General features: G+C 64.1%; 25 protein-coding genes. 17 read left to right on the top strand and 8 right to left on the bottom strand.

What is annotated here, in order from left to right; all coding sequences use genetic code 11:
* Positions 1-97: 97 nt before the first annotated feature.
* The gene (locus LDB29_RS24760; protein WP_257557381.1) at positions 98-1264 is read right to left on the bottom strand and encodes an iron-containing alcohol dehydrogenase; all 1167 of its coding nucleotides are present in this window, start codon (positions 1262-1264) and stop codon (positions 98-100) included.
* Between the two features lie 83 nt (positions 1265-1347).
* Positions 1348-2235 (bottom strand): LysR family transcriptional regulator, encoded by an 888-nt coding sequence (locus LDB29_RS24755; protein WP_044660874.1) that lies wholly within the window; start codon positions 2233-2235, stop codon positions 1348-1350.
* 94 nt (positions 2236-2329) lie between these two features.
* Between LDB29_RS24755 and bla the strand changes: the two genes are divergently transcribed.
* Positions 2330-3226 (top strand): subclass B3 metallo-beta-lactamase, encoded by an 897-nt coding sequence (gene bla, locus LDB29_RS24750; RefSeq protein ID WP_257557378.1) that lies wholly within the window; start codon positions 2330-2332, stop codon positions 3224-3226.
* Between the two features lie 55 nt (positions 3227-3281).
* Here bla and LDB29_RS24745 read toward each other — a convergent pair whose 3' ends face one another.
* The gene (locus LDB29_RS24745; protein ID WP_257557377.1) at positions 3282-4163 is read right to left on the bottom strand and encodes a LysR family transcriptional regulator; all 882 of its coding nucleotides are present in this window, start codon (positions 4161-4163) and stop codon (positions 3282-3284) included.
* 222 nt (positions 4164-4385) lie between these two features.
* Here LDB29_RS24745 and LDB29_RS24740 point away from each other — a divergent pair, with 222 nt between their 5' ends.
* The 6 genes from LDB29_RS24740 (at position 4386) to LDB29_RS24715 (ending at position 9520) form a co-directional block, all read left to right on the top strand.
* Positions 4386-4622: a hypothetical protein gene (locus LDB29_RS24740; RefSeq protein ID WP_025546856.1), complete on the top strand. Its 237-nt coding sequence runs from the start codon at positions 4386-4388 to the stop codon at positions 4620-4622.
* A 6-nt stretch (positions 4623-4628) separates the two neighbouring features.
* Positions 4629-5513 (top strand): bestrophin family protein, encoded by an 885-nt coding sequence (locus LDB29_RS24735; RefSeq protein WP_048575613.1) that lies wholly within the window; start codon positions 4629-4631, stop codon positions 5511-5513.
* A gap of 180 nt (positions 5514-5693) precedes the next feature.
* Positions 5694-5909 carry a hypothetical protein gene (locus LDB29_RS24730; RefSeq protein ID WP_025546858.1) on the top strand — a complete coding sequence of 72 codons (216 nt, stop codon included), beginning with the start codon at positions 5694-5696 and terminating at the stop codon, positions 5907-5909.
* A 91-nt stretch (positions 5910-6000) separates the two neighbouring features.
* Entirely contained in the window at positions 6001-6735 is a 735-nt protein-coding gene (locus LDB29_RS24725) for a cytochrome c oxidase assembly protein (RefSeq protein WP_257557376.1), read from the top strand.
* Positions 6736-6882: 147 nt separating this feature from the next.
* Entirely contained in the window at positions 6883-8178 is a 1296-nt protein-coding gene (locus LDB29_RS24720) for an O-acetylhomoserine aminocarboxypropyltransferase/cysteine synthase family protein (RefSeq protein ID WP_257557374.1), read from the top strand.
* Between the two features lie 79 nt (positions 8179-8257).
* Complete coding sequence (locus LDB29_RS24715; RefSeq protein WP_373886380.1) at positions 8258-9520, top strand: cation:proton antiporter; 1263 nt, start codon at positions 8258-8260, stop codon at positions 9518-9520.
* A 155-nt stretch (positions 9521-9675) separates the two neighbouring features.
* Here the strand turns inward: LDB29_RS24715 and LDB29_RS24710 are convergent, their stop codons facing one another.
* From LDB29_RS24710 to ligK, 5 genes are all read right to left on the bottom strand, one after another.
* A complete protein-coding gene (locus tag LDB29_RS24710) occupies positions 9676-10341 on the bottom strand; it encodes a peptidylprolyl isomerase (protein WP_044660868.1) in 666 nt (221 codons plus the stop codon).
* Between the two features lie 181 nt (positions 10342-10522).
* The gene (locus LDB29_RS24705) at positions 10523-10732 is read right to left on the bottom strand and encodes an AlpA family transcriptional regulator (protein ID WP_257557370.1); all 210 of its coding nucleotides are present in this window, start codon (positions 10730-10732) and stop codon (positions 10523-10525) included.
* Positions 10733-10926: 194 nt separating this feature from the next.
* Entirely contained in the window at positions 10927-11799 is an 873-nt protein-coding gene (locus tag LDB29_RS24700) for an amidohydrolase family protein (RefSeq protein ID WP_257557368.1), read from the bottom strand.
* Complete coding sequence (locus tag LDB29_RS24695; RefSeq protein ID WP_257557366.1) at positions 11796-12851, bottom strand: 4-oxalomesaconate tautomerase; 1056 nt, start codon at positions 12849-12851, stop codon at positions 11796-11798. Before LDB29_RS24695 ends, LDB29_RS24700 begins: the two co-directional genes overlap by 4 nt.
* On the bottom strand, positions 12844-13515 hold the full coding sequence (gene ligK / locus LDB29_RS24690; protein ID WP_257557364.1) for a 4-carboxy-4-hydroxy-2-oxoadipate aldolase/oxaloacetate decarboxylase: 672 nt from the start codon (positions 13513-13515) through the stop codon (positions 12844-12846). Before ligK ends, LDB29_RS24695 begins: the two co-directional genes overlap by 8 nt.
* 104 nt (positions 13516-13619) lie before the next feature.
* Here ligK and LDB29_RS24685 point away from each other — a divergent pair, with 104 nt between their 5' ends.
* From LDB29_RS24685 to LDB29_RS24640, 10 genes are all read left to right on the top strand, one after another.
* A complete protein-coding gene (locus tag LDB29_RS24685) occupies positions 13620-14768 on the top strand; it encodes a LysR family transcriptional regulator (RefSeq protein WP_257557362.1) in 1149 nt (382 codons plus the stop codon).
* Positions 14769-14850: 82 nt separating this feature from the next.
* Positions 14851-15711 (top strand): NAD(P)-dependent oxidoreductase, encoded by an 861-nt coding sequence (locus tag LDB29_RS24680; protein WP_257557360.1) that lies wholly within the window; start codon positions 14851-14853, stop codon positions 15709-15711.
* Positions 15708-16724 carry an amidohydrolase family protein gene (locus tag LDB29_RS24675; RefSeq protein ID WP_257557358.1) on the top strand — a complete coding sequence of 339 codons (1017 nt, stop codon included), beginning with the start codon at positions 15708-15710 and terminating at the stop codon, positions 16722-16724. Before LDB29_RS24680 ends, LDB29_RS24675 begins: the two co-directional genes overlap by 4 nt.
* Complete coding sequence (gene ligA / locus LDB29_RS24670) at positions 16721-17134, top strand: protocatechuate 4,5-dioxygenase subunit alpha (protein ID WP_257557357.1); 414 nt, start codon at positions 16721-16723, stop codon at positions 17132-17134. The genes LDB29_RS24675 and ligA overlap by 4 nt, the downstream gene beginning before the upstream one ends.
* Positions 17134-17976, top strand: a complete 843-nt coding sequence (locus LDB29_RS24665; protein ID WP_257557356.1) for a class III extradiol dioxygenase subunit beta — start codon at positions 17134-17136, stop codon at positions 17974-17976. Before ligA ends, LDB29_RS24665 begins: the two co-directional genes overlap by 1 nt.
* A 22-nt stretch (positions 17977-17998) precedes the next feature.
* Positions 17999-18403, top strand: a complete 405-nt coding sequence (locus LDB29_RS24660) for a hypothetical protein (protein ID WP_257557355.1) — start codon at positions 17999-18001, stop codon at positions 18401-18403.
* 13 nt (positions 18404-18416) lie between these two features.
* Positions 18417-19361 (top strand): Gfo/Idh/MocA family oxidoreductase, encoded by a 945-nt coding sequence (locus LDB29_RS24655; RefSeq protein ID WP_257558030.1) that lies wholly within the window; start codon positions 18417-18419, stop codon positions 19359-19361.
* 36 nt (positions 19362-19397) lie between these two features.
* Positions 19398-20420 carry an aldo/keto reductase gene (locus LDB29_RS24650; protein ID WP_373886367.1) on the top strand — a complete coding sequence of 341 codons (1023 nt, stop codon included), beginning with the start codon at positions 19398-19400 and terminating at the stop codon, positions 20418-20420.
* A 502-nt stretch (positions 20421-20922) separates the two neighbouring features.
* Positions 20923-21501 (top strand): hypothetical protein, encoded by a 579-nt coding sequence (locus tag LDB29_RS24645; RefSeq protein ID WP_257558028.1) that lies wholly within the window; start codon positions 20923-20925, stop codon positions 21499-21501.
* Positions 21502-21763: 262 nt separating this feature from the next.
* Positions 21764-22960, top strand: a complete 1197-nt coding sequence (locus LDB29_RS24640) for an IS256 family transposase (RefSeq protein ID WP_037449607.1) — start codon at positions 21764-21766, stop codon at positions 22958-22960.
* Positions 22961-23175: the final 215 nt, after the last annotated feature.

Here is a 23175-nt window from a genome sequence, read left to right as displayed (position 1 = left end):
ATGCGACCGATCGCCCGAAGCTAAGGGTTAAAGATGGTTAACATAGGGTTGTGCCGGATCGGGACATGCATGGCTACGACCAGCGTCGCGCCCCGGATCAAGGCCCCCAGGCCTGGCGATAAAGCGCCTGGATTTCGTCCGCGTCCGGCACGATGGGGTTGTTGCCGGGCGATCCGGAAGCGAGCGCCTGCTCCGCCATCAGCGGCAGCAGCGCGTCCCATTTACCGGCGTCTATGCCGTAGGCGGCGGGCGTGGGGACGCGGAGTTCCTCGATGATGCGGGTCAGATCCTCGATCAGCTTGCCGACGGCGCCCTGGTCGCCCTCCTCCGCCGCGGCGACGCCCATGGCCCGCGCGCAATCGGCATAGCGCCGAAGGGCGCCCGGCGCCGAAAAGGCGGTGACAGCCGGCAGCAGCATCGCATTGGAAAGGCCGTGCGGCACGTGGAAATGCGCCCCGATCGGCCGGCTCATGCCATGAACCAGCGCCACGCTGGCGTTGGAGAAGGCGATGCCGGCCTGGGTCGAACCGAACATCATCGCCTCGCGTGCGGGGCGGTCTTCCGGGTCCGCCCATACGCGTTGCAGATGCGGCGCGATGGCGCGCATGGCCGATAGCGCGAAGCTGTCCGAAAAGGGATTGGCCCGGCGCGACACATAGGCTTCGATGGCATGGGTCAGCGCATCGATCCCGGTGTCGGCGGTCAGGCGCGGCGGCATCGTCAGCGTCAGTTCGAAATCGACCAGGGCGGCTGTCGGCAGATAGGCGAGGCCGGCCAGCAGCATCTTTTCGTCCGTCGTCTCATCCGTGACGATGGTGAAGCGCGTCGCTTCCGATCCGGTGCCGGCCGTAGTGGGTATCGCAATGACGGGAAGGCCGGGCGCGTCCTGGACATGGGGCACCTTATAGTCGCGGCAGACGCCGCCATGGACGGCGAGCACCGCGATCGCCTTCGCGCTGTCGATCGGGCTTCCGCCGCCGAAGCCGACGACGCAGTCATGATCGCCCTCCTCCAGAAAGGCGCGGGCCTCCTCGATGGAGGCGGCGGTCGGTTCGGGCAGGGTGTCGGCAAATATGCGGGCGGCCATGCCCGCCTTGTGCAGTTCGTCCATCAGGGCATCCGCTCGCCCACCGTCCTTCAGGAAGCGGTCTGTGACAATCAGAGGCCGCGACAGCCCCAATGTCGCCAATAGCGGGGCGAGTTCGCCGGACACGCCGCCGCCGACGCGAAGGATGCGTGGAAGCGCCGCCTGAAAGCCCATCATCTGTTCTCCGCCATCGGTTCGACGGAAATCTGGACGATTTCGATGGGGTGGACAAGGCTCCATGTCCGGGCCGGAATCCGGTGCTATGGCGCGGTCGGCGCTTCTGCCCCGCCGCTGTCCGCAAGCCATTCGCGAAAGCGCCGCATCGCGTCGCTTTCAGGACGGGAGATGAGGCGCGTGAGCCAATAACGGCCCGCGTCGATCATGATCGGGAAGGGCTGGACGAGCAGTTCCGAGGCGAGTTCGCGCATGAACATGACGGGCGGCGCCAGCGCCACGCCCAGGCCGGCCATGGCGGCGGAGACCATCAGTGCCGAACTGTCGAAAACGGGCCCGCGCAGAAGCGGGGCGGCAACGCCCGCGGCCCCGAACCAGAGCGCCCATTCGTCCGGCCGGTAGGAACGCAACAAGCGTTCATGGATGAGGTCTGCAGGTGCGCTGAGCCGCGCCGCCATGGCCGGCGCGCAAAGCGGCGTCAGCGGTGCTTCGAACAAGGGTTCGGCATGGGTGCCATGCCATGCGCCGTCACCGAAGCGAATGGCGAAATCCAGCGCTTCTCCCGCCAGGTCGACGCGATTGTTGTTGGTCGAAATGCGGAGGTCGATGGCGGGGTGGGCGCGGGCAAAGGCGTCCAGTCGCGGCAACAGCCAGCCGGTCGCGAACGTGCCGACGACGCCGACCTTCAACATCTCGCGAAAGCGGCCGCCGGCATATTGGTCGAGCGTCGCGCCCACGCGGTCGAACGCCTCCGCCAGCACGGGCACGAGCGCATGCCCCTCGTCCGTGAGCGCCAGCCCACGCGGCAGGCGGTGAAAGAGGCGGACGCCAAGGCGGCGCTCAAGCTGCGCGACATGATGACTGACCGCCCCCTGACTGACGCAAAGCTCGATCGCCGCGCGGGTGAAATTAAGGTGGCGCGCCGCCGCTTCGAAGGCACGCAGGGCGTTCAGGGGAAGTTGGGCGCGATCCATGGCCCGTCATCAATTATTCTCATGGCTTTGTCGAGAAATCATGCTTTGTGCGCGAAAGCATCCATCGGCATCCCGGCAGGGAAGGGAGATGAAGATGATCGCATCGATGGCCATGGCCGCATCGCTGGCGGTGAGTTCCGCGTCAGCCCCTGTCAGGACGGAACCCCATGCGCCCTTGCCTGCGGACGACCCCTTGACCCGCCCGATGGCGGTGGAAAGAGCCGGGGAGTGGCTTGCGCCTCTGCCGCCGGAGAAGATTTTCGGCAGCAGCTATCTGGTGGGTTTCGGCGGCCTGAGCGTCGTGCTGATCGACACGGGGGCGGGCCTCGTCCTGATCGACGGTGCGCTCCCGCAGGCGGCGCCGATGATCCTGAGGCATGTCCGCAAGCTGGCGTTCGATCCCAAAGACATCAAATTTATTCTGAGTACCGAGCCGCATTATGATCATGCCGGCGGCTTCGCGGCCCTGGCGCGCGCCACCCGCGCCACGGTGGTGGCCAGCCGGCGCGCCGCCGAGGGCCTGCGGGCCGGCGCACTTGCGAAGGACGATCCGCAATTCGATTATGGCGGCACCTGGCCGGCGGTGTCGCGGCTGCGCATCATGGATGACGGAGAAGTCCTGAGGCTGGGCCGCATATCCATCAAGGCGCATGCGACGCCCGGCCATACGATGGGCAGCATGACGTGGAGCTGGAACGCCTGTGAGGGCAGGGCGTGCAAGGAGATCGTCTTCGCGTCCAGCCTCAACCCGGTGTCGGCCGACGATTACCGCTTTACCGCGCCTTCCAGCGCCGCGATCGTCAGAGGTTTTGCTGTCAGCTACAGGCGCATGGGCATGTTGAAGTGCGACATATTGATTGCCGCGCATCCGGACAATGCCGGTCCTGGGCGGTATGACGGCTCGCCCGGCGCCTGCCGCCGCTATGCCGGGCGGTCACGCCGACTGCTGGCGACGCGGCTCGCGCGGGAGCGGGAGGAGGCGGTGAAATAGGGGCGTCCTGCCCGTTCGATCCCATCGATGAAAGGCGGGATCGACGGAGAAGGCGTCATGATCCGCGCAGGCGGCGTGCGAGAAAGTTGAGGCACGAGCGGACCTTGGGTGAATTCAACTGCCCCGGCAGATAGAGCGCCGCGATGGTCGAGGGCGGCAGCGACAGGTCGGGCAGCACCGGCTCCAGCCGGCCGTTCTCCAGATCCTCCCGCACATCCCACAGCGACTTGATGCCGATGCCCGACCCCTCCAGCGCCCAGGCGCGCGCCAGTTCGGCATCATTGGTGTTCAGCGTCAGCCGCCATCCTGCCGCGCCACCCATGATCCTTCGCCACAGCTCGCCCTGCGACGCGCCCACGACGATCTTGTTGTGTCCCGCGAGATCGGCTGTCCGCGACGGGCGCCCGCGCCGGTCGAGATAGGCGGGGGCGGCGCAGAGCAGCCGGGGATTGTCCGCCAGCCGCTTCATCATCAGTGCGCTGTCGGCTGGCGGATCGAAGCAGATGGCGATGTCGTGCCCGCTGCCGATCATGCTGGTCGCTGGCTGATCCGACGTTTCCAGATGCACGGTGACGTCGGGATGCAGCAGCGCATATTCGTGGAAGAGCGGCGCCAGGCGCGCCCGCCCCGCGTCGATGGTCGTGACGATGCGCAGCGTGCCGCTCGCCTCCGTCGACCGGCGCATCAGATCGGTTTCCGCCTCCTCGATTGCGGTCAAGGCGTGGCCTGCCCGTTCATACAGCAGCGATCCTTCGTCCGTCAGGCTGAAATGCCGGCTGTTGCGGCGGACGAGCAGCACCCCCAGCCGCTGTTCCAGTTGGGACAGGCGGCGGCTGGTCGCGGCCAGCGACAGGCCCAGACGCCGCGCCGCCTCCGACAGGTTGTTGGATTGGGCGATCGTCACGAAGGATTCGATCTCGGCAAAGCGATCAGGCATGGGGACAAGCTAGGCACGGCATGGTGCGATGCAACGGAAGTCGGGTTGCAAGGCCGTATGTTTTCATTGCCGCGTCTCTGAAATAAGCCCGGACTGTTAGCGTTTTTTGCTCGTTTCACCCTGACGCAAGACTGGGTTGCACGGCGCGGGAAGCGTTGACCGCGCCTTTCGCAACGCATCATTTTCGCGGAAATCCCCGCATCTGGAAGAGGAGTTTCCGTCATGCCGCCGATCCGGCTTTCCCGCGCCGACGCCCTTGCCCCCATCGGATGGAACGACCTGGAGGCGCTGCCCATCTATGCCGCCATGCTCCTGGGCCTGGGCTGCCTTGTCCTGGCGCTGCTCGATGGCGTGCCGACCCTGGAAGCCACGACGCTGAAAGCCGTCGGCATATTCGGCAGCCTTGCATTGCGCAACGCCTGGCTGAAGCTGGACGAACATGACGGTGCCGTTTCGTAACCTCTCATGATCATCGGTACCGCCCCACGTATCCGTCAGGGTTTCGAGCGAGCCTGGAGCGTGCTGGTCGCGCTCTTCTTCTGGGACCTGGCGGTCACCATCTTCTACTTCATCTCGCCGTTCAGGGCTCCCGCCCTGCCGCTTACCATCTTCGGCACGGCGCTTGCGCTGGTGCTCGGCGTGCGTGTCAATTCGGCCTATCAGCGCTGGTGGGAAGCGCGCATATTGTGGGGCGCGATGGTCAATGCGTCGCGCAGCTTCGCCCGCGCGGTGCTGGCCTTCCTGCCCGAAGAGGAGGAGGCGCAGGCCCTGGGACGTGAACTGGTGCTGCGCCAGGTGGCCTATGTCCACACGCTGCGCCGGCAGTTGCGGCGGCTGGAAACGGGCGGGGACATCCACCGCATATTGGGCCCGGGCGATCATCCGGAACTGGCCCGGCGCAATCCCGCCAACGGCGTGCTGGAGGGCAGCGGACGCCGTGTCGCCGGTCTGGTGCGGCGGGGATGGATCGACACTATCCAGCAAGGCCGGATCGAAGCCGTGCTGGTGGACATGGCCAATGCGCAGGGCGGCATGGAGCGGATCAAGAATACTCCGCTACCTGCCCAATATCGTGCCTTCCCGCAATTCTTCACCCGGCTTTTCTGCATCCTGCTGCCGATCGGGCTGGTGGAGACGCTGGGCGCGGCGACGCCGATCGGATCGGCGGTCGCCGGCTTCATGTATCTGGCGGTGCTCCAGATCGGGGACGATCTGGTCGATCCGTTCGGCAACAGCGTCCATGACCTGCCGCTCGACAGCATCACGACCGTGATCGAAGCGGACCTGTACCAGTCCATCGATCTGCCGCCGCCCGCCCCGGTGGAACCGGTCGATGGCGTGCTATGGTGAAGGCCGAATGCGCGGGTTGCCCGCGCTGCCCTGTTCCCCGCAAACATGGCCGAAAGAATTTTCTTCGCAGGTGCGGAACAAAATGGCCAGCCTGCCGTTTGTGGCCAGTTGACGGAATTAACCATGAAAATGCGGGCAAAGCCGCATGACGGGCGCATGAACATCGCTGGGGGGACATGAATGTCGGACCATAAGAACGCCCTGATTCGCTCGATCGTCAAACGCGCTGCCGCCGAGAATCTGGAGATTTCCTTCACCACGCCGCCATTCTGGTCCCCCGTGTCGCGGGGGAATGCCGCTGCGATCCTGAACGCCATCCAGCAGCACCAGCCGTCCCATTGCGTGATGCGGCGGTCCAATGGAGACAAGGTCGGGAGCGTCCTGCTGCGACGATAGCGCAGCCGCGCGATGCACGACGCCGCGTCCGGGAACCAGCCCCGGCGCGAGCGGTTAAAGGACGATCCGCAATTTCGCACGGAGGCAGCGCGTGGAGCCGGGATCAGGATGGATACCCTATTGCGGCCCCGCACCGGCGCCCGTGGACCTGCTGACCCGCTGGAACTTCGATCCGGTGCTGCTGGCAGCGTTCGGGCTTGCCATCATGGCGAGCCTCCGGCTGCGGTCCGCGGACGGGAAAAGCCGGTCCTTGTCCGCGATCCTGTTGCTCGCATTTCTGTTCATCTCCCCCCTATGCGCATTGACATCCGCCCTGTTTTCGGCCCGGACCCTGCACCATCTCGTCCTGACATCGATTGCCGCCCCCTTGCTGGCCATGGCTTTTGCCGAGCGGCGAGCCGCGGGCGGCGTGGCCTTATGGACCTGCCTGCATGCGGCCGCTTTATGGTCGTGGCATATCCCCGGCGCCTATGCCGCCGCGCTTTCCGATCATGCCGTCTACTGGACGATGCAGGGAAGCCTGCTGCTGACCGCGCTGGCGCTGTGGCGTGGGGTCATGGCCGCGCCGCTTCCTCTGGCGGTGACCGCTCTTCTGGCCACCATGCTCCAGATGGGCCTGCTGGGCGCGTTGCTGACCTTTTCGAGCGTGGCGGTCTATTCCCCGCATTTCATCAGCAGCTTGGCCTGGGGATTGACGCCGCTGGAGGACCAGCAGCTTGCCGGGCTGCTGATGTGGGTTCCCGGCGCGGGCCTCTATATCGCCGCTGTGCTGTTCCTGCTTTCGCGCTGGTTCAGGCAGGAGCGGGAAGCCGCGGCCACGGCATGACCGGCGCTTCGCGGCCAGCTCCGCCTTCCGGCGCGCCGGAAGGCGGAGCTGGCCGGCTCCCCTGACCGCCGCGCGTGACGCAGCCTCTTGTTTTTGCCGGGCCGCACCGTCACCCTGACGCCGGATCAACGATGCTGCGGAGCCCCAATGTCCACGAACAAGCCGAATCCGGAAACCCTTGCCGTTCATGCGGGATGGCGGGCCGATCCAGCGACGGGCTCCGTTGCGGTGCCGATCCACCAGACGACATCCTATCAGTTTCGCGACGCGGAGCATGCGGCCTCGCTCTTCGCGCTGCAGGAAATGGGCAATATCTACACGCGGATCATGAATCCGACCACCGATGTGCTGGAAAAGCGCGTCACGGCGCTGGAGGGAGGCGCCGCCGCGCTGGCCGTGGCGTCGGGACAGGCGGCGTCGGCCTATGCGATCCAGAATCTGGCGCGGGCCGGCGACAATATCGTCAGTTCGACGGCGCTCTATGGCGGCACCTATAATCTGTTCGCGAACACGCTGAAGGACCAGGGGATCGAAGTGCGCTTCGTCGATCCGGCCGATCCGGAAGATTTCCGGCGGGCCACCGACGATCGTACGCGCGCCTACTATGCCGAAACCCTGCCCAATCCCAAGCTGGAGGTGTTCCCGATCGCGGAGGTCGCCGCCATTGGCCGGGAACGAGGCATCCCGCTCATCATGGACAACACGGCCGCTCCGCTGCTGTGCCGTCCGCTGGATCACGGCGCGGCCATTATCGTCTATTCCGCGACGAAATATCTTGGCGGACATGGCACGTCGATCGGCGGCCTGATCGTCGATGGCGGGAATTTCGACTGGGCCGCTCATCCCGAACGACAGCCGCTGCTGAACACGCCCGACCCTTCCTACCATGGCGCGATATGGGCAGAGGCGGCAAAGCCCCTCGGTCCGATCGCCTATATCCTGCGGGCGCGGGTCATCCTGCTGCGCGACCTGGGCGCGGCATTGTCCCCCTTCAATGCGTTTCAGCTGATCCAGGGTATCGAGACCGTGGCGCTGCGGATGGAACGGCATTGCGCCAATGCGGTCAGGGTGGCCGAACATCTGGCGCGCCACCCCGCCGTGACCAGGGTCATCCACCCCTCGCAACAGGATGGCCGCGCCCGGGCCCTTGCGGAGCATTATCTGACCGGAGGCAAGGGCGGGCTCGTCGGGTTCGAGCTTGCCGGCGGCATGGAGGCTGGTCGCCGCTTCATCGATGCGCTGGAGCTTTTCTACCATGTCGCCAATATCGGTGACGCGCGCAGCCTGGCGATCCATCCAGCGTCCACGACCCATTCGCAGTTGAACGAAGCGGAGCAGATGGCGACCGGCGTGTCGCCCGGCTATGTGCGGCTTTCCATCGGGATAGAGCATATCGACGACATATTGGTCGACATCGACCGGGCGCTGGCCGCGGCAAGCTGACCTTCCGGGACGAAGGGGCGGACCGCCGGGCCATGTCGCGGCAACGCCGGCGGCGGCGGCGCGTTGCCCCCCCATGGAAATGCCGTTCACCGCGCCCGAACCCTATATTCTGGTCCTGACGGGCGCGGGGCTGCTGATAGTCCTGGTCGCATGGCTGCCGCTGGCCTTGAGGAAGCTGCCACTGTCGCTGCCCATCGTCTGCATCCTGATCGGCGCCGCGATATTCTGCATCCCCGGCATCGAATTCCGGCCGTCGCCGCTGGAATATCCGGATGTGACCGAACATTTTACCGAACTGGTCGTGATCATCGCCCTGATGGGCGCGGGATTGAAGCTGGACCGGCCGTTCGACTGGCGGCGCTGGATGGTGACCTGGCGGCTGCTCGCCATCACCATGCCGCTGGGCATCGCGCTCATCACGCTGTTGGGGGGCGTGCTGCTCGGTCTTCCCTGGGCCATCGCCCTGCTGCTGGCCGCCAGCCTCGCCCCCACCGACCCGGTGCTGGCCGCCGATGTCCAGGTCGGCCCGCCGCGCACGGGCGAGGAAGATGAAGTCCGCTTCGGCCTGACATCGGAGGCAGGCCTGAACGACGGCCTTGCCTTTCCCTTCGTCCACCTCGCCATCGCGCTCGCCTTGACGGGGAATATGGGGGAGCCATGGTTCGGAAAATGGCTTGGCCTGAACGTGCTGTGGGAGATCGTCGTCGGCGTGGGCGGCGGCTGGGCCGTCGGAAAGCTGTTCGGATGGCTGACCTTCCACATTCCGGCCGAGACGAAGCTTGCCCGGACCGGAGACGGCCTGATCGCCATAGCCGCCACCTTCCTGTCCTATGGCCTGACCGAAATCCTCAACTGCTATGGCTTCCTGGCGGTCTTCGTGACGGCGCTGACCCTGCGCGCGTCGCATCGCGACCATGCGTTCAACGTGCAGATGCATGACCTTACCGAACAGGTGGAGCGCCTTTCGATGATGGCTCTCCTGCTTCTGTTCGGCGGCGCGCTGATCGGCGGTCTCCTGTCGCCGTTGCGCCTGTCCGACATCGTGCTGGTGCTGCTGATCCTGTTGATCGTTCGTCCGGTGACGGGTCTTGTGGGTCTGGCCGGCTTCAGGGCGGATCGGGTCGAAAAGCTGACCATCGCCTTCTTCGGCATAAGGGGCGTCGGATCTTTCTACTATCTGGCCTATGGTCTGAACCAGATGAAGGTGGGAGAGGCCAGCCGCCTGTGGGCGATCATCGGCCTGACCGCACTGATGTCGATCCTGCTCCACGGCCTAACCGTCACACCCGCCATGCGATGGCTCGACAGGCGTCAGGGGCGTGATCCGGACATGAGCGACTGACTGCATGCCCATGGCGCCGTTCCCCAGTCCAGCGGCAATCATCGGGCGGGGCGCAGCATTGCCGTCCCCAAGCGATTTGCGCAAGCCGGGCCGGTGGACCGCCGCCCGGAACGGATTCCCAGGCAGCAGATGATTCTACCTGCCGGGAAAAGGCGCTAAATCTTCCGCTTGAGGCCTAGCAGCCATGGCTTCACCCCGCGGGTCGGATGCGGCTTGCCGTCGAGCCGCTTCGCACGGATGATCCTGACCGGCTTGACGATCATCTGACCGCGCATCGGGCCCGATCCGCAGCAGGTCGGCACGGCCAGGATGCGCTTCACCACATCCATGCCCGCGACGACATGGCCGAAGGCGGCATAGCCGATATAATCGCCCCGCGCGTCCATGTTCGGCGTCGGCCCTATGGTGATGAAGAAATTGCCCATCGCGGAATTGGCGCGGTTGGGCCGCGCCATGGACAGTGTTGCGTCCAGATGCCTGATCCCCGTCCGCGTCGTCGGCTCATGGCGGATCGGCGGCAGCGAACGGCGCGCATCGGTATCGATGCCGCCCTGGATCAGCCCCAGCTTTGGATCGCTCTTGCGCCGCGCCGCGCGATAGAAGGTGACGCCGTCGAACCGGCCGTCATCGACATAGGTCAGGAAATTGGCGGAGGTTATCGGTGCCCGGCGATCGTCCGTCGCCACGATGATGGTGCCGAGCGAGGTTTCGATCGCCACGCGGGTTTGGCCCGGTTTCGGCGCGCTGGCAGGCAAGGCGAGGACGGAGCATGGCAGAAGGGCAATCAGCGGAACGACATAACGCAAGGCAGCAGGAGGCATCGGCAACAGGCACGCTTTCAGGGATTGATGTTCCGCCCCAGGCTAGAGCGCCGGCATGCGCGGCGCAACCGGGCGACGTCCGGGAGGAGGTATCGTCCATCGAGATGAGGGCACATGCGCGGCATGGGCGGCGTTGCGCCTTCATGCATGCAATGCTTTCGAAGCCGTCTAGGCGCTCTCGTCAACCCGACGGCTCGGCGACGGCTCTGTAAGCCATCGGATTATTGATCCAACGCGACACTTCGGACGCGTGCCAGCCAGAGGCATTATCGCTGAGCGAAAGCTGCCTCGGAAACGTGCCCTTCGCAATTTTTCGGTAGAGTGTAGCCCGGCTTAATCCTGTGCGGCGCAGAACCTCGCCGATCCGGAGAATATGCTCGTCAGTTTGCATCTGGCACGACCTCAAAAGGTCTGCCCGCCACACGGATATTATAATTGGAACAGCCAAACTTGCAATAAGGCCAGCCGTCGCGCTGCGCGTTTGCGGTTATCCGGCGCTGGTGTGTGGGACAGGCCCCCATCGCTGATGCGCCGCTCGCGCTTACCCGCGAACCCACACATCACCGGGGCTGAACGTGAAAGTTTCTATGCCCAATAAAGGCGCGTTGGATTCGTAACGAGCAGCTTCTGCTGCAGCTCGACGGTTGGCGCGATGCGAGGGATCATGTCGACGACATGGCCGTCGTTGGGAATCTTGTCCTGCATGTTGGGGTGTGGCCAGTCGGTGCCCCAGATGACGCGGTCGCTATAGTCGGCCACCAGGGGTGCGACGCAGGCCGCGAAATCGTCCCACGGATCTGCTTGGGAGGAGAGGCGGTCGGGGCAGGTCGGCTTGAACCAAATGCTCTCGCGCGCATCCAGCAGCCTACGGAACGCCTTCAGCTCTGCCCCATCCGGCCCCTGGCTCATGTCCGGGCGGCCCATATGGTCGATGACGATTGTGCCGGGCAGGGCGTCGAGGAAGGGCTTCATCTCCTCCAAAATGTCCGCCTCGAAATAGACGACGACATGCCAGCCGAGCGGCTGGATGCGCCTGGCGACTTCGATGAATTTGTCCTTCGGCGCATCGTCGACCAGGCGCTTGAGGAAATTGAAGCGCACGCCCCGCATCCCGCCCGCGTGCAGCGCCTCCAGATCCGCATCGGAAATCGCCGGATCGACCACGGCGACGCCGCGACAGGTGCCGTTCGACTTCGCAATGCCGTTCAGTGTCGCGCGATTGTCGGTGCCATGGCAACTCGCCTGCACGATCACATTGCGCGCGAAGCCCAGATGCTCGCGCAGCGCGAACAGTTGGTCCGGCCCGGCATCCTCGGGCAGATATTTGGCCTTCGCGCTGAACGGGAATTCCGCCATCGGCCCGAACACATGGCAATGCGCGTCCACCGCGCCGGGCGGGGGCGTATAGAGCGGCCGGGACGGGTTCGCGTGCCAGCTGACGATGCGCGCATCACTCATGCGAAAACCTCTCCGTCCATCAGCTTGCGGGCAGTGCGCAGCAGGCCCGCGGTCAGCACCTCGCCCGCATCGTCCAGTTCCATGACGCAGCTCATTTCGCCGGTCAGATGTTCGACCGACAGGGTGATACGCTGGCCATCCGGTATCTGCGCCACCTCGGCCGCCGGCGATCCCTCGATCAGGCAGGCGGTGGCGACGCTGACCGCGCCGAGCACACCGATGGAGGCGTGAGCGCGGTGCGGGATGAAGCTGCGCACGGTCACCGCGCCACCCTGTTTGGGCGGGGCGACCAGCATCATCTTGGGCACCGATTTGTCGGTCACGTCGCCCAGGTTCATCGTCGGCCCGACGGCGAGGCGGATCGCCTCTATCTTGGCCTTGAGGTCCTCGGCGGCGTCCAGTTCCTCGCGGCTTTCATAGCCAGTAGCCCCGACATCCTTCGCCTTCATGACGACGCAGGGCATGCCATTGTCGATCAGTGTCACCGGCACGCCGTTCACGACATCGACGGCATGGCCGCTCGGCAGCAGCGCGCCGCAGGAGGAACCGGCGGTGTCGCGAAATTCGAGTGGGACGAGCGCATGGCTGCCCGGCACGCCATCGATCGTGGCGGTGCCGGCATAGGTCGGCTTGCCCCCCGGCGTCTGCACCGTGGCGACGGCGATCTGGCCGGTATTCTCCATATAGATGGCGACGCGCGTCTCTTCTCCCGTTGCGGGGATCAGCCGGCGCTCGATGGCGAAGGGGCCGATGCCGGCGAGGATGTTGCCGCAATTCTGCTGGTCGCTGACCAGCGCCCTGTCGACGAAAACCTGCAGGAACAGATAGTCGACATCAACGCCCTCGCGGGCCGACTTCGACACCACCGCGACCTTGCTGGTCAGCGGGTCGGCGCCGCCCATGCCATCGATCTGGCGCGGGTCGGGCGAACCCATGACCTTGAGCAGGAACGCATCGCGCTCGGCGGTATCGGCGGGCAGATCGTCTTTCAGAAAATATCCGCCTTTGGACGTGCCGCCGCGCATCCACATGCACCGAACACCCTCAGACATATTTCAGCCCCATCGCCTCGAGCTTGCCGCGCATGTCGTATATGTCGAGGCCCAGTTCCCCAGCGGCGAGGCGATGACGCTTGGCCTCCTCATTCGCCTCGCGCTCCTGCGCTTTCTTGAGCACTTCGACCGCGTTCTCGCGCGGGACGACGCACACGCCGTCATCGTCGGCGATCACCACATCGCCCGGATTGACCAGCGCGGCCGCGCACACGACCGGCACATTGACCGAACCCAAGGTCGCCTTGACCGTGCCCTGCGCATGGACGGCGCGCGACCAGACCGGGAAGTTCATCTGCGTGAGGTCGCGGACATCGCGTACCCCCGCCTCGATGATGAGCCCCCGGCAACCGCGCGCCTGGGCGGAGGTCGCCAGCAGGTCGCCGAAATAGCCGTCGGTGCAGGGGCTGGTCGGCGCCAGCACGATGATGTCGCTGGGCTTCAACTGCTCGATCGCGACATGCACCATCCAGTTGTCGCCTGGAGGGGCGGAGATGGTGACGGCGCTGCCCGCGATTCGCGCGCCGGGATAAATGGGACGCATATAGGGAAGCATCAGGCCGGTGCGCCCCTGCGCCTCGTGGACGGTCGCGACGCCCGCGCTCATCAGCCCGTCGATTACCGACTGTTCCGCCCGCTCGATATTCTGGACGACGACGGCCATGCTGCTCTCCTGTAAAAATGCCGACTGCGAGATGCGGCGGCGGTCCTGCCCGCGCAATTGGAAAGATCGACCGCGGCATAAATTTTTGCTAATCCTTGGGAGGTATGGACCCGCGCGCCCTCAACCTTCGCCATCTGCACGCGATGGCCGCGATCATGCGGACCGGCAGCATCAGCGCGGCGGCCAAGGCGGTGAACCTGACCCAGCCCGCGATCACCCAGGCGATCGCCAAGCTCGAAAGCCTGATCGGCCAGAAGCTGTTCGAACGGCAGCCTGACGGCATGGTCGCGACGGAGGTGGCGCGGTTGCTGCTCCCCCGCGTCGACGCCGCCCGCCGCCTGATCGGCAGCCCGCGCGTCACCATGTCGCAGCTTCACGCGCTGATCGCGCTGGCCCGCGCGGGAAGCTATGCCGGCGCCGCGACCGAGACGGGCCTGTCCGAACCCACGCTCCACCGCGCCATCGCCGATCTGTCGCTCGCGCTCGGCCAGCGCCTGGTCGACCGGCGGGGCAGGGGGATCGCGCTGACGCCGCGCGGCGCGCTGTTCGCCCGCAATTTCCGGCTCGCGCGCGCCGAATTGCAATCGGGACTCGACGAAGTGGCGGCGCTCGCGGGACGGGAAGTGGGACGGATCGCCATCGGCGCCATGCCCTTGTCGCGCGCCCGGCTGCTGCCGCAGGCGGTGGTCCAGTTCCATGCCCGCTATCCGCATTTCGAGATCGCCATTGCCGAGGGCTCCCATGCCGAACTGCTGCGCCCCCTGCGCGAAGGCGAGCTGGACCTGCTGATCGGCGCGCTGCGCAATCCTTCGCCCGGCGAGGATGTGGTGCAGGAGCCGCTGTTCGAGGATCAGCCGGCGGTCATGGCGCGTGCCGACCATCCGCTTGCCCGGCTGGCTGCGCCCGACATGGCCTCGCTCGCCCGCTATCCCTGGATCATCGCCGCGCCGGGCGCGCCGCTGCGGGCCTTCTGGGAAGGGATGTTCCGCGACGCCGGCATGTCGCCGCCGCCGGTGCCGATCGAATGCGGATCGGTGATCGCCATCCGCCAGATGCTGATGCAGGGCGATTTCCTGACCCTGCTGTCGCCCGACCAAGTAGCGATCGAGCTGGAGGCCGGCTGGCTGGCGCGCATCGCCGCGCCCCGCGCACCGGTGCGCACCATCGGCATGACCACCCGTCGCGACTGGGTGCCGACCCCCATGCAGGCCCACTTCGTCGATGCGGTGCGCCAGGCAGTCGCGCCCCGTTGATCCGCTCTCAATTCGCAAAATCTTATGTCGGGGCCGCCATTCATATTGGCGCTTCGGCGGCATCCCTTCGTAGCGAGGGTCCATGGAGCGGATTGCCCTCATCGGATTCGGCGAAGCGGGCCAGGCCTTTGCGGGCGGCTGGCGCGGCGTCGCGCGCGGCTATGACATCAAGCTCGACCGGCCCGAGGATGCGGAAGCGAAATGCGCCGACTTTGCGCGCTTCGGCATCGACGCGGCGGGCAGCACCGGCGATGCTATCGATGAGGCGTCCCTGATCCTCAGCCTTGTCACCGCCGAGCAGGCGGAAGCCGCCACCGACGAAGCGGCAACGCACATCCCACCCGGTGCGCTCTTTTGCGACATGAACAGCATCGCGCCCGACACCAAGCGCCGCAACGCGCAGGTGATCGAGGCAGCGGGCGGGCGCTATGTCGATGTCGCGGTGATGGCTCCGGTCCATCCGCAACAGGTCGCTGTCCCGCTCCTCGTCTCCGGCCCGCATGCCGATGCCGCCGCAGCCGCGCTGATAGACGCCGGCTTCAGCCGGGTGCGCGTCGTCCCCGGCGATGTCGGCCGCGCCTCCGCGATCAAGATGATCCGCTCGGTCATGGTGAAGGGGCTGGAGGCGCTCACCACCGAATGCGTGCTCGCCGCCAATGCCGCCGGGGTGCTGGAGGAAGTCGTCGCCTCGCTGAACGCGAGCTGGCCCGGCACCGACTGGGCGTACAAGGCCGACTATAATCTCAACCGCATGATGATCCACGGCCTGCGCCGCGCGGCGGAGATGGAGGAAGTGGTGAAGACGCTCAATGCGCTCGGCACCGGCTCCATGATGACGCGCGGCACGGTCGAGTGCCAGCGGGCGATCGGCAGGCTCGGCGTCGCCAGCCCGCCCGATCGTCTGGAACCCAAGATCGCCACGTTGGCGGAGAGGACCGCATGATTATCGATTGCCACGGCCACTACACCGTCCTGCCCAAGGGGCATGACACCTGGCGGGAAGAGCAGAAGGCCGCCTTCAAGGCAGGAACGCCCTGTCCGCCGTACCCCGAGATTTCCGACGACGAGATCCGCGAGACGATCGAGGCGAATCAGCTGCGCCTGATCAAGGAGCGCGGCGCGGACATGACCATCTTCTCGCCCCGCGCATCGGCCATGGCGCCGCATGTGGGCGATGCAGCCATGGCGAAGGAATGGGCGACCCGCTGCAACGACCTGATCGCGCGGGTGGTGGCGCTGTTCCCCGAAACTTTTGTGGGCGTCTGCATGCTGCCCCAGTCGCCCGGCACCGATATGGCAAACTCGATCGCGGAGTTGGAACGCTGCGTGGACATGGGCTTCATCGGCTGCAACCTGAACCCAGATCCGGGCGGCGGCCATTTCAAACATCCCCCGCTCACCGATCCCTATTGGTATCCCTTTTACGAAAAGATGGTGGAGCTCGACGTCCCGGCGATGATCCATGTGTCGGGCAGCTGCAACCCGGCCATGCACGCGACCGGCGCTTATTATATCGCGGCCGACACCATCGCGTTCATGCAGTTGCTCGAGGGCGACCTGTTCGTCGATTTTCCGACCCTGCGCTTCATCATCCCGCATGGCGGCGGCGCGGTGCCCTATCATTGGGGCCGCTATCGGGGTCTGGCCGACATGCTGAAGAAGCCGGCGCTCGACACGCATCTGATGAACAACATCTTCTTCGACACCTGCGTCTATCACCAGCCGGGCATCGACCTGCTGGCCGATGTGATCGAGAATAAGAATATCCTGTTCGGGTCGGAAATGGTGGGCGCTGTGCGCGGCATCGATCCGACCACGGGCTTCTATTTTGACGACACCAAGCGCTATGTCGATGCGCTCGACATCAGCGATGCAGAGCGGGACGCGATTTTCGAAGGCAATGCCCGCCGCGTCTTCCCGCGGCTCGACGCGCAACTGAAGGAGCGCGGGCTATGAGCGGCGCGCCGACGGATATCCATGAATATCTCGCCTCGCTCGAGGATATTCCCGGCACCCGCGTCTTCACCGCCGCGCGGGCGCGCACCGGCTATCACCTGAACCAGTTCGCGATGAGCCTGATGAAGCCGGAGAATCGCGAGCGCTGGAAGGCGGACGAGGCGGGCTATCTGGAAGACTGGCCGCTCACTGACGACCAGAAGGCGGCGGTGCTCGCCCGCGATTACAACCGGCTGCTAGACCTGGGCGGCAACATCTATTTCCTCGCCAAGATATTCGCCACCGACGGGCTGAGCTTTCTCCAGGCAGTCGGTACCATGACCGGCATGGCGCCCGAAGCCTATCAGGCAATGATGCTCGCCGGTGGGCGGTCGCCCAGTGGTGTTCGTTCGATCAGGGAGGAGCGCTGATGTCGCGTATCACAGCCGGAGTCGCAACCAGCCATGTGCCGGCCATCGGCGCTGCCATGGACCTTTTGAAGACCGCCGAGCCATATTGGCAGCCCATGTTCGACGGATATGGCTGGTCACGACGGTGGATCGCAGCCGAAAAGCCCGACGTCGTGATCCTGGTCTATAATGACCATGCGTCGGCCTTCGACATGAAGTTCATTCCGACCTTCGCGATCGGTTGCGCCGATCGCTATGGCATCTGCGACGAGGGCTGGGGTCCCCGTCCGGTGCCCGACGTCGAAGGGCATGCGGACCTCGCCTGGCATATCGCGCAGAGCCTGATCCTGGATGAGTTCGACATGACGATCATCAACGAGATGAACGTAGATCACGGCCTGACCGTGCCGCTCAGCCTCATGTTCGGTCAGCCGACGCGTTGGCCAGTGAAGGTCATCCCGCTGGCGGTGAATGTCGTCACCTATCCGCCGCCCTCGGGCAATCGATGCTGGCTACTCGGTGAGGCGATCGCCAGGGCCGTCGAAAGCTATCCAGAGGATCTCAACGTCCAGGTCTGGGGAACCGGCGGCATGAGCCATCAGCTACAGGGCCCGCGCGCCGGCCTCATCAATGCCGAGTGGGATAATCGCTTCCTGGATCTCATGAGCATGGACGACGGCGAGAAGCTCCGTGCCATCCCCCACATCGAATATCTGCGCGAAGCAGGCTCGGAGGGCATCGAGATGGTGATGTGGCTGATCATGCGCGGCGCGCTTGGCGCGCACGTCCGCCCGCTCCACCGCCACTATCACGTGCCGGCGAGCAATACCGCAGTCGGCCATCTCATACTGGAGCCCACATGACATAATGATGATCGGAGGGCGAATGACCAAGGCATATGAGTTCAGGCAAGCAGCAAGAGATCTGGAACAATTGCACCGGGAAATCGCGGAACTGGACATTGATGACGAGCGAGCATGGAAGAAGCAATTGATCGATCTACGACGTCGCCTTCAGACCCAGATTAGCAGTGTCGGTGCTCTTGTCTCGAAATTTTCAGAGTTTGGTGTCGATCGCGAGACTGCCCGGTCGTTCGGAAATCGCTTCGCCGCGATGCGATCGAAGATCGCACTGCATCAGGCTGACTGGCCGGCCGTCGCAATTGACCAAAAGGATCCATTGTATCTGGAGTCGTTGGCTAATGTGCGCCGTGCCAATCGCGACTTCGCAGACAGGATAGAAGAAATGGTGACCATCATGGAACGTGCACTCCATGGTTCCCCGCAATGAAAGGAAAGCGGACATGCGTATTGCCCTAGCCGGAGCGGGTGCTTTTGGTGAAAAGCATCTCGATGGCTTAAAATCCATCGAAGGCGCCTCGGCGACTTGCCTGATCGAGCCGAACGCTGAGCTTGGACGCGCTTTTGCCGAGCGCTACGGGATCGAAACTGTCGTTGCCGATCTGGAGACGGCGCTCGCTCTGCCCAACCTTGATGCGGTCATCTTGTGCACACCGACGCCGCTTCATGCGGCGCAGGCATTGCAATGCCTGGAGGCGGGAAAGCATGTCCAGGTCGAGATCCCGTTGGCCGACAGCTGGAAGGGAGCCCAGGCGGTGCTCGCCAAGCAGCAGGAAACGGGCCTGATCTGCATGGTCGGCCATACGAGGCGCTTCAATCCGAGCCATCAATATGTCCACAATCGCGTGAAGGCCGGAAAATTCAGCCTCCAGCAGTTGGACGTGCAGACCTACTTCTTCCGACGCAAGAACATCAATGCCAAGGGCGAGCCGCGCAGCTGGACCGACCATCTGCTCTGGCATCACGCCGCGCACACTGTGGATCTGTTCGCTTATCAGGCGGGCCGGATCGTCGCCGCGCACGCCGTTCAGGGACCGATCCATCCGGAACTCGGCATCGCCATGGACATGTCGATCCAGCTCAAGAGCGAGACCGGGGCGATCTGCACGTTGTCCCTCTCGTTCAACAATGACGGTCCGCTTGGTACCTTCTTCCGCTACATCGGCGACACCGGCACCTATATCGCGCGCTATGATGACCTCGTGAACGGCAAGGAGGAGGTGGTCGACGTCAGCAAGGTCGATGTGTCGATGAACGGCATCGAGCTCCAGGATCGCGAGTTCATCTCAGCCATCCGTGAGGGCCGCGAACCCAATAGCTCGGTCGGGAAGGTTTTCGACTGCTACCGAGTGCTGGGCGACCTGGAGGCGCAACTCGCCGGTGCCTGACCGTTTGCGTCCTTATACCGACTGGGAGCAGCGCTAGTGACGGCGGCGTTGCCGGCGTTATCGGTCCGCAGCCTCGGACCGTTCAAGGTCTCCGCGATCGGCCTTGGCTGCATGAACCTGTCGCATGCCTATTTGCCGAGGCCGGATCCCGCCGACGCCAAGCGGTTGTTGCAACATGCCTTGGACAGCGGCGTTACTCATTTTGATACCGCCGCTCTCTACGGCTTCGGTGCCAATGAAAGGCTGCTCGGCGAAGCTATCATGCATCGCCGCTCGACGTTTACGCTCGCTAGCAAATGCGTCCTCGCCGAGATAGACGGCAAGCGAGGGCTCAACGGCTCTCCCGACGCGATCGCACGTGTACTCGAGGATTCGCTTCGTCGGTTGCAAACAGATCATATCGATCTCTATTATCTCCACAGGCTCGACCGCAACGTGCCGATCGAGGAGTCGGTGGGCGCGCTCGTCCGTGCTCGCGAGGCAGGCAAGATTGGCGCTATCGGGCTATCGGAGATGTCCGCCGCCACGCTGCGGCGAGCCCAGGCGATCCATCCGATCGCCGCGATGCAGACCGAATATTCGCCTTGGACGCGCAATGTTGAGGTGGCGGTGCTCGACGCCTGCGCGGAGCTAGGCGCGGCGCTGGTCGCCTTCTCCCCGCTGGCACGCGGGATGTTGGCGGGCGGTGTAGGAGCACAGGGTTTTGAGCCGGGCGACATTCGCGCTGACATGCCGCGCTTCCAGGCCCAAAATCTCGAGACGAACCGCGCGTTGGCGGCCCGGTTCGCGGCCCTTGCGAACGGGGCCGGTTTGAACGCGGCGCAATTGAGCCTGACCTGGACCTTGTCACGGGGCGATCATGTGATCCCCATCCCAGGGACAACCAGTATCGCACATCTCGACGAGAATTTGGCGACGCTCTCTTTATCCGTCCCACAGGATCTGCTCGATGCCGTTGACCACTTGCTGCGCCCAGACGCTGTCGCTGGAGCACGCTACGCGCGGGCAGCGCAGGCGCAGGTCGATACAGAGCTTTGTCCGGGCGAACAGCTCATTTGATTTCGCGCGCCGGCAACCTGCTTGCGCCTAATCCCCTCCCGACATGGAGGCTGTTGCCGCGCCGGCCGGCGGCTCAGACCGGAATTGGACGCACCAATTGGCGTGGTCATGCCGCCGTGGCTTTGAGCCGTGCTCCGGTCGGTCTCGTCGCGCCGAAAGCCACAATTGCTGGAAATATGGACCAGCCCGCCTCGTGCTTCTTCTCGACAAGCGAAGAGCGTTTAGCAAAGCTGGATCGCAAATGAGGGGCTTCGTGCATGACCAGACGTCTTCGCGACCTTGAAATCATTGCTGCAAAGGCGATTCTCAAAGCGAAACGCGCCAGGTCATCCAGACGGTCGCGGTCTCTTATCCCGTTCGCCACCCCCTCGTAGAGTGTCATAGGTGGCAACGGGGGTGCAACGGCGCAGATTTCGGATTCACATTGATCCTCGTCTGTGCTTGATTCAATCGCGTTAAGTTTCAGCCCACTACTCCTCTCAAGCCTTCGGCCAGCTGCGATATCGCAGCCGCACTGGAGCGATTGGCGCGGGTCTCAAGCCGCCCCCGTTATGCCTTCGTGCTGCTCAACCTAATTGCGCACGTTGCTCGCTCCGACGGGTGCGCCGTTCCCTGGATCAAGCGGGACAACGAGCTTATTTCGCGGTGTGACTGGCTTTGCGACGCGCTTACGCCGACGGCCTACCGGGGCCCGCGTAACGTGGACTTGGCGGCGCGGGTCCATCGAGACCTCATCAGAGGAGGAGCGCTCCCGCGCGATGCGAAGGATGCACAGCGGGCGGTCGCCGAGAAAATGCGCGCGCGCATTCGAACTGCCGGCAAAAGCAATCTCAGCCGGGCTGCTTCCGAACTTGTGCACGCTGGACTGCTGCGTCGTCATTATAAGGGCTATCGCATCGACCACCAGAACCGCGGCGGGCAACGCTATGCCGTCTATACATTGTTTGGGAATGCGAAGCATTTGGTGTGTCCAGCTCCTCGATTCGATTCTGCACAAGCCGCCTTGGCAATGGGCAGGCGTCAACCCCTCATTGAGAGCTCATGCCAACGCCTTGCTGTCCGAAGTCATGCCGGGATGTAGCACGATTGGTGTGCGCTTCGTCATCAGTAATTCGAGTAGCCAAACCCTTCGATTCTCTTGCGCGCGAGCGCAAAACATGTGATCGCCCTTCGGGCAATCGCATTTACCGCACGCAGCTCGCAATGGTTTGCTCCGGCGTAAAGCACTGAGCGTTCCATATAATTTGGTAGTGTGCGGGATGTTCTGCAAAATCCATTGAGGATTTGAGCGGCCATGGCAGGCTGGTGATGTTCAAAGTCGCCAACCCCAATGGAGCCCCACCATGACCAGGAATGAGAATAGACCATCGATAGCGGCCGTCAAAGATTTGATGGGCGCGAACCGCGACGCCTTGCGGGAGATCGTGCAGGATTTGCTGCAGGAGATGCTGGAAGGTGAGATGACCGATGTCCTTGGCGCCTCGAAGAGCGAACGCATTGACGGCCGTGTTGGCTATCGATCCGGACATTACAATCGGACGCTGATCACGCGGGTGGGCAAGCTGGAGCTGCGGGTGCCGCAGGATCGCGACGGCCGTTTCTCGACCGAGCTGTTTGAGCGCTATCAGCGCTCGGAGCAGGCGCTCGTGGCATCGTTAGCCGAGATGTACGTCCAGGGTGTGTCGACCCGGAAGGTGAAGGCTATCACCGAAGAGCTTTGCGGCCACAGCTTCTCCGCCTCGACCATCTCAGCGATCAACAAGCGACTGGACGAGAGCCTGACAGCCTTTGCCCGACGTCGGCTGGACGAGCCGTTCGCCTACCTCATCATCGATGCCAAATATGAGAAAGTCCGCCAGGCAGGCGTGGTGCGCTCCTGCGCCGTACTCGTCGCACTGGGTGTGGACTGGGAAGGCCGGCGCCAGATTCTGGCTGTAGAGCTCGCCAACCGCGAGAGCCGCTCTTCGTGGAAGGACTTTCTCGTCGGCCTCAAGGAGCGCGGCCTCCACGGTGTCGAATATATCGTTGCCGATGACCATGCGGGTTTACGAGCCGCTGTTCGTGAAGTGTTGCCAGATGCCTGGTTCCAGCGCTGTTACGTGCACTTTTTAAGAAATGCTCTCGACCATCTGCCGCGTAAAGCTGATGACGACTGCCTGCAGGAGCTGCGTTGGATCTACGATCGTCGCGAACTATCAGAGGCCAAAAGCGATCTGGCTGCCTGGCTGAGAAAATGGTCGCCACGATACCCCAAGCTCACCAGCTGGGCGGAAGAAACCATCGAGGAGACGTTCACCTTCTACCGGCTTCCGCGGCAGCATCATAAACATATGAAGAGCACCAATATGCTCGAGCGCTTTAACGAAGAAATCAAACGCAGGACGATCGTCCTGCGTATCTTCCCCAATGAAGACAGCTGTTTGCGCCTCATACGCTCGCTTGCTGTCGAGACCCACGAAAACTGGCTCGAAGCCAACCGCTATCTCAACATGAACGACCTTAAGGAGATGAAGAAAGCCGATCTACGTCAAGCCGCCTAGCCAGCATGCCCGCCGCTATTTGCAGAACTTGACGCACACAACCTATAATTTTTAATCCTGGTGCCCAAACGGGCACTTTTGCAAATTGGACCAACTACTGAAGATAGACCCGCCTGCTAGCGCTCGCTTTAGCGTTCCCCTCCCAGCCAGTTACGCCAACCTGGTGCCGAACACTTTCAGGATACTCCCTGGTGCATCTTCGGATAAGAAAATGC

The sequence above is a fragment of the Sphingobium sp. CFD-2 genome, from assembly GCF_024611135.1.
Lineage (GTDB): Bacteria > Pseudomonadota > Alphaproteobacteria > Sphingomonadales > Sphingomonadaceae > Sphingobium > Sphingobium fuliginis.
This window is presented reverse-complemented; position numbering and strand designations above follow the sequence as displayed.

Bases quoted from the DNA above. Each gene is read 5' to 3' on its own strand.
- LDB29_RS24760 (WP_257557381.1), bottom strand. From the start codon at position 1,264: ATGATGGGCTTTCAGGCGGCGCTTCCACGCATCCTTCGCGTCGGCGGC.
- LDB29_RS24755 (WP_044660874.1), bottom strand. From the start codon at position 2,235: ATGGATCGCGCCCAACTTCCCCTGAACGCCCTGCGTGCCTTCGAAGCG.
- bla (WP_257557378.1), top strand. From the start codon at position 2,330: ATGATCGCATCGATGGCCATGGCCGCATCGCTGGCGGTGAGTTCCGCG.
- LDB29_RS24745 (WP_257557377.1), bottom strand. From the start codon at position 4,163: ATGCCTGATCGCTTTGCCGAGATCGAATCCTTCGTGACGATCGCCCAA.
- LDB29_RS24740 (WP_025546856.1), top strand. From the start codon at position 4,386: ATGCCGCCGATCCGGCTTTCCCGCGCCGACGCCCTTGCCCCCATCGGA.
- LDB29_RS24735 (WP_048575613.1), top strand. From the start codon at position 4,629: ATGATCATCGGTACCGCCCCACGTATCCGTCAGGGTTTCGAGCGAGCC.
- LDB29_RS24730 (WP_025546858.1), top strand. From the start codon at position 5,694: ATGTCGGACCATAAGAACGCCCTGATTCGCTCGATCGTCAAACGCGCT.
- LDB29_RS24720 (WP_257557374.1), top strand. From the start codon at position 6,883: ATGTCCACGAACAAGCCGAATCCGGAAACCCTTGCCGTTCATGCGGGA.
- LDB29_RS24715 (WP_373886380.1), top strand. From the start codon at position 8,258: ATGCCGTTCACCGCGCCCGAACCCTATATTCTGGTCCTGACGGGCGCG.
- LDB29_RS24710 (WP_044660868.1), bottom strand. From the start codon at position 10,341: ATGCCTCCTGCTGCCTTGCGTTATGTCGTTCCGCTGATTGCCCTTCTG.
- LDB29_RS24705 (WP_257557370.1), bottom strand. From the start codon at position 10,732: ATGCAAACTGACGAGCATATTCTCCGGATCGGCGAGGTTCTGCGCCGC.
- LDB29_RS24700 (WP_257557368.1), bottom strand. From the start codon at position 11,799: ATGAGTGATGCGCGCATCGTCAGCTGGCACGCGAACCCGTCCCGGCCG.
- LDB29_RS24695 (WP_257557366.1), bottom strand. From the start codon at position 12,851: ATGTCTGAGGGTGTTCGGTGCATGTGGATGCGCGGCGGCACGTCCAAA.
- ligK (WP_257557364.1), bottom strand. From the start codon at position 13,515: ATGGCCGTCGTCGTCCAGAATATCGAGCGGGCGGAACAGTCGGTAATC.
- LDB29_RS24685 (WP_257557362.1), top strand. From the start codon at position 13,620: ATGGACCCGCGCGCCCTCAACCTTCGCCATCTGCACGCGATGGCCGCG.
- LDB29_RS24680 (WP_257557360.1), top strand. From the start codon at position 14,851: ATGGAGCGGATTGCCCTCATCGGATTCGGCGAAGCGGGCCAGGCCTTT.
- LDB29_RS24675 (WP_257557358.1), top strand. From the start codon at position 15,708: ATGATTATCGATTGCCACGGCCACTACACCGTCCTGCCCAAGGGGCAT.
- ligA (WP_257557357.1), top strand. From the start codon at position 16,721: ATGAGCGGCGCGCCGACGGATATCCATGAATATCTCGCCTCGCTCGAG.
- LDB29_RS24665 (WP_257557356.1), top strand. From the start codon at position 17,134: ATGTCGCGTATCACAGCCGGAGTCGCAACCAGCCATGTGCCGGCCATC.
- LDB29_RS24660 (WP_257557355.1), top strand. From the start codon at position 17,999: ATGACCAAGGCATATGAGTTCAGGCAAGCAGCAAGAGATCTGGAACAA.
- LDB29_RS24655 (WP_257558030.1), top strand. From the start codon at position 18,417: ATGCGTATTGCCCTAGCCGGAGCGGGTGCTTTTGGTGAAAAGCATCTC.
- LDB29_RS24640 (WP_037449607.1), top strand. From the start codon at position 21,764: ATGACCAGGAATGAGAATAGACCATCGATAGCGGCCGTCAAAGATTTG.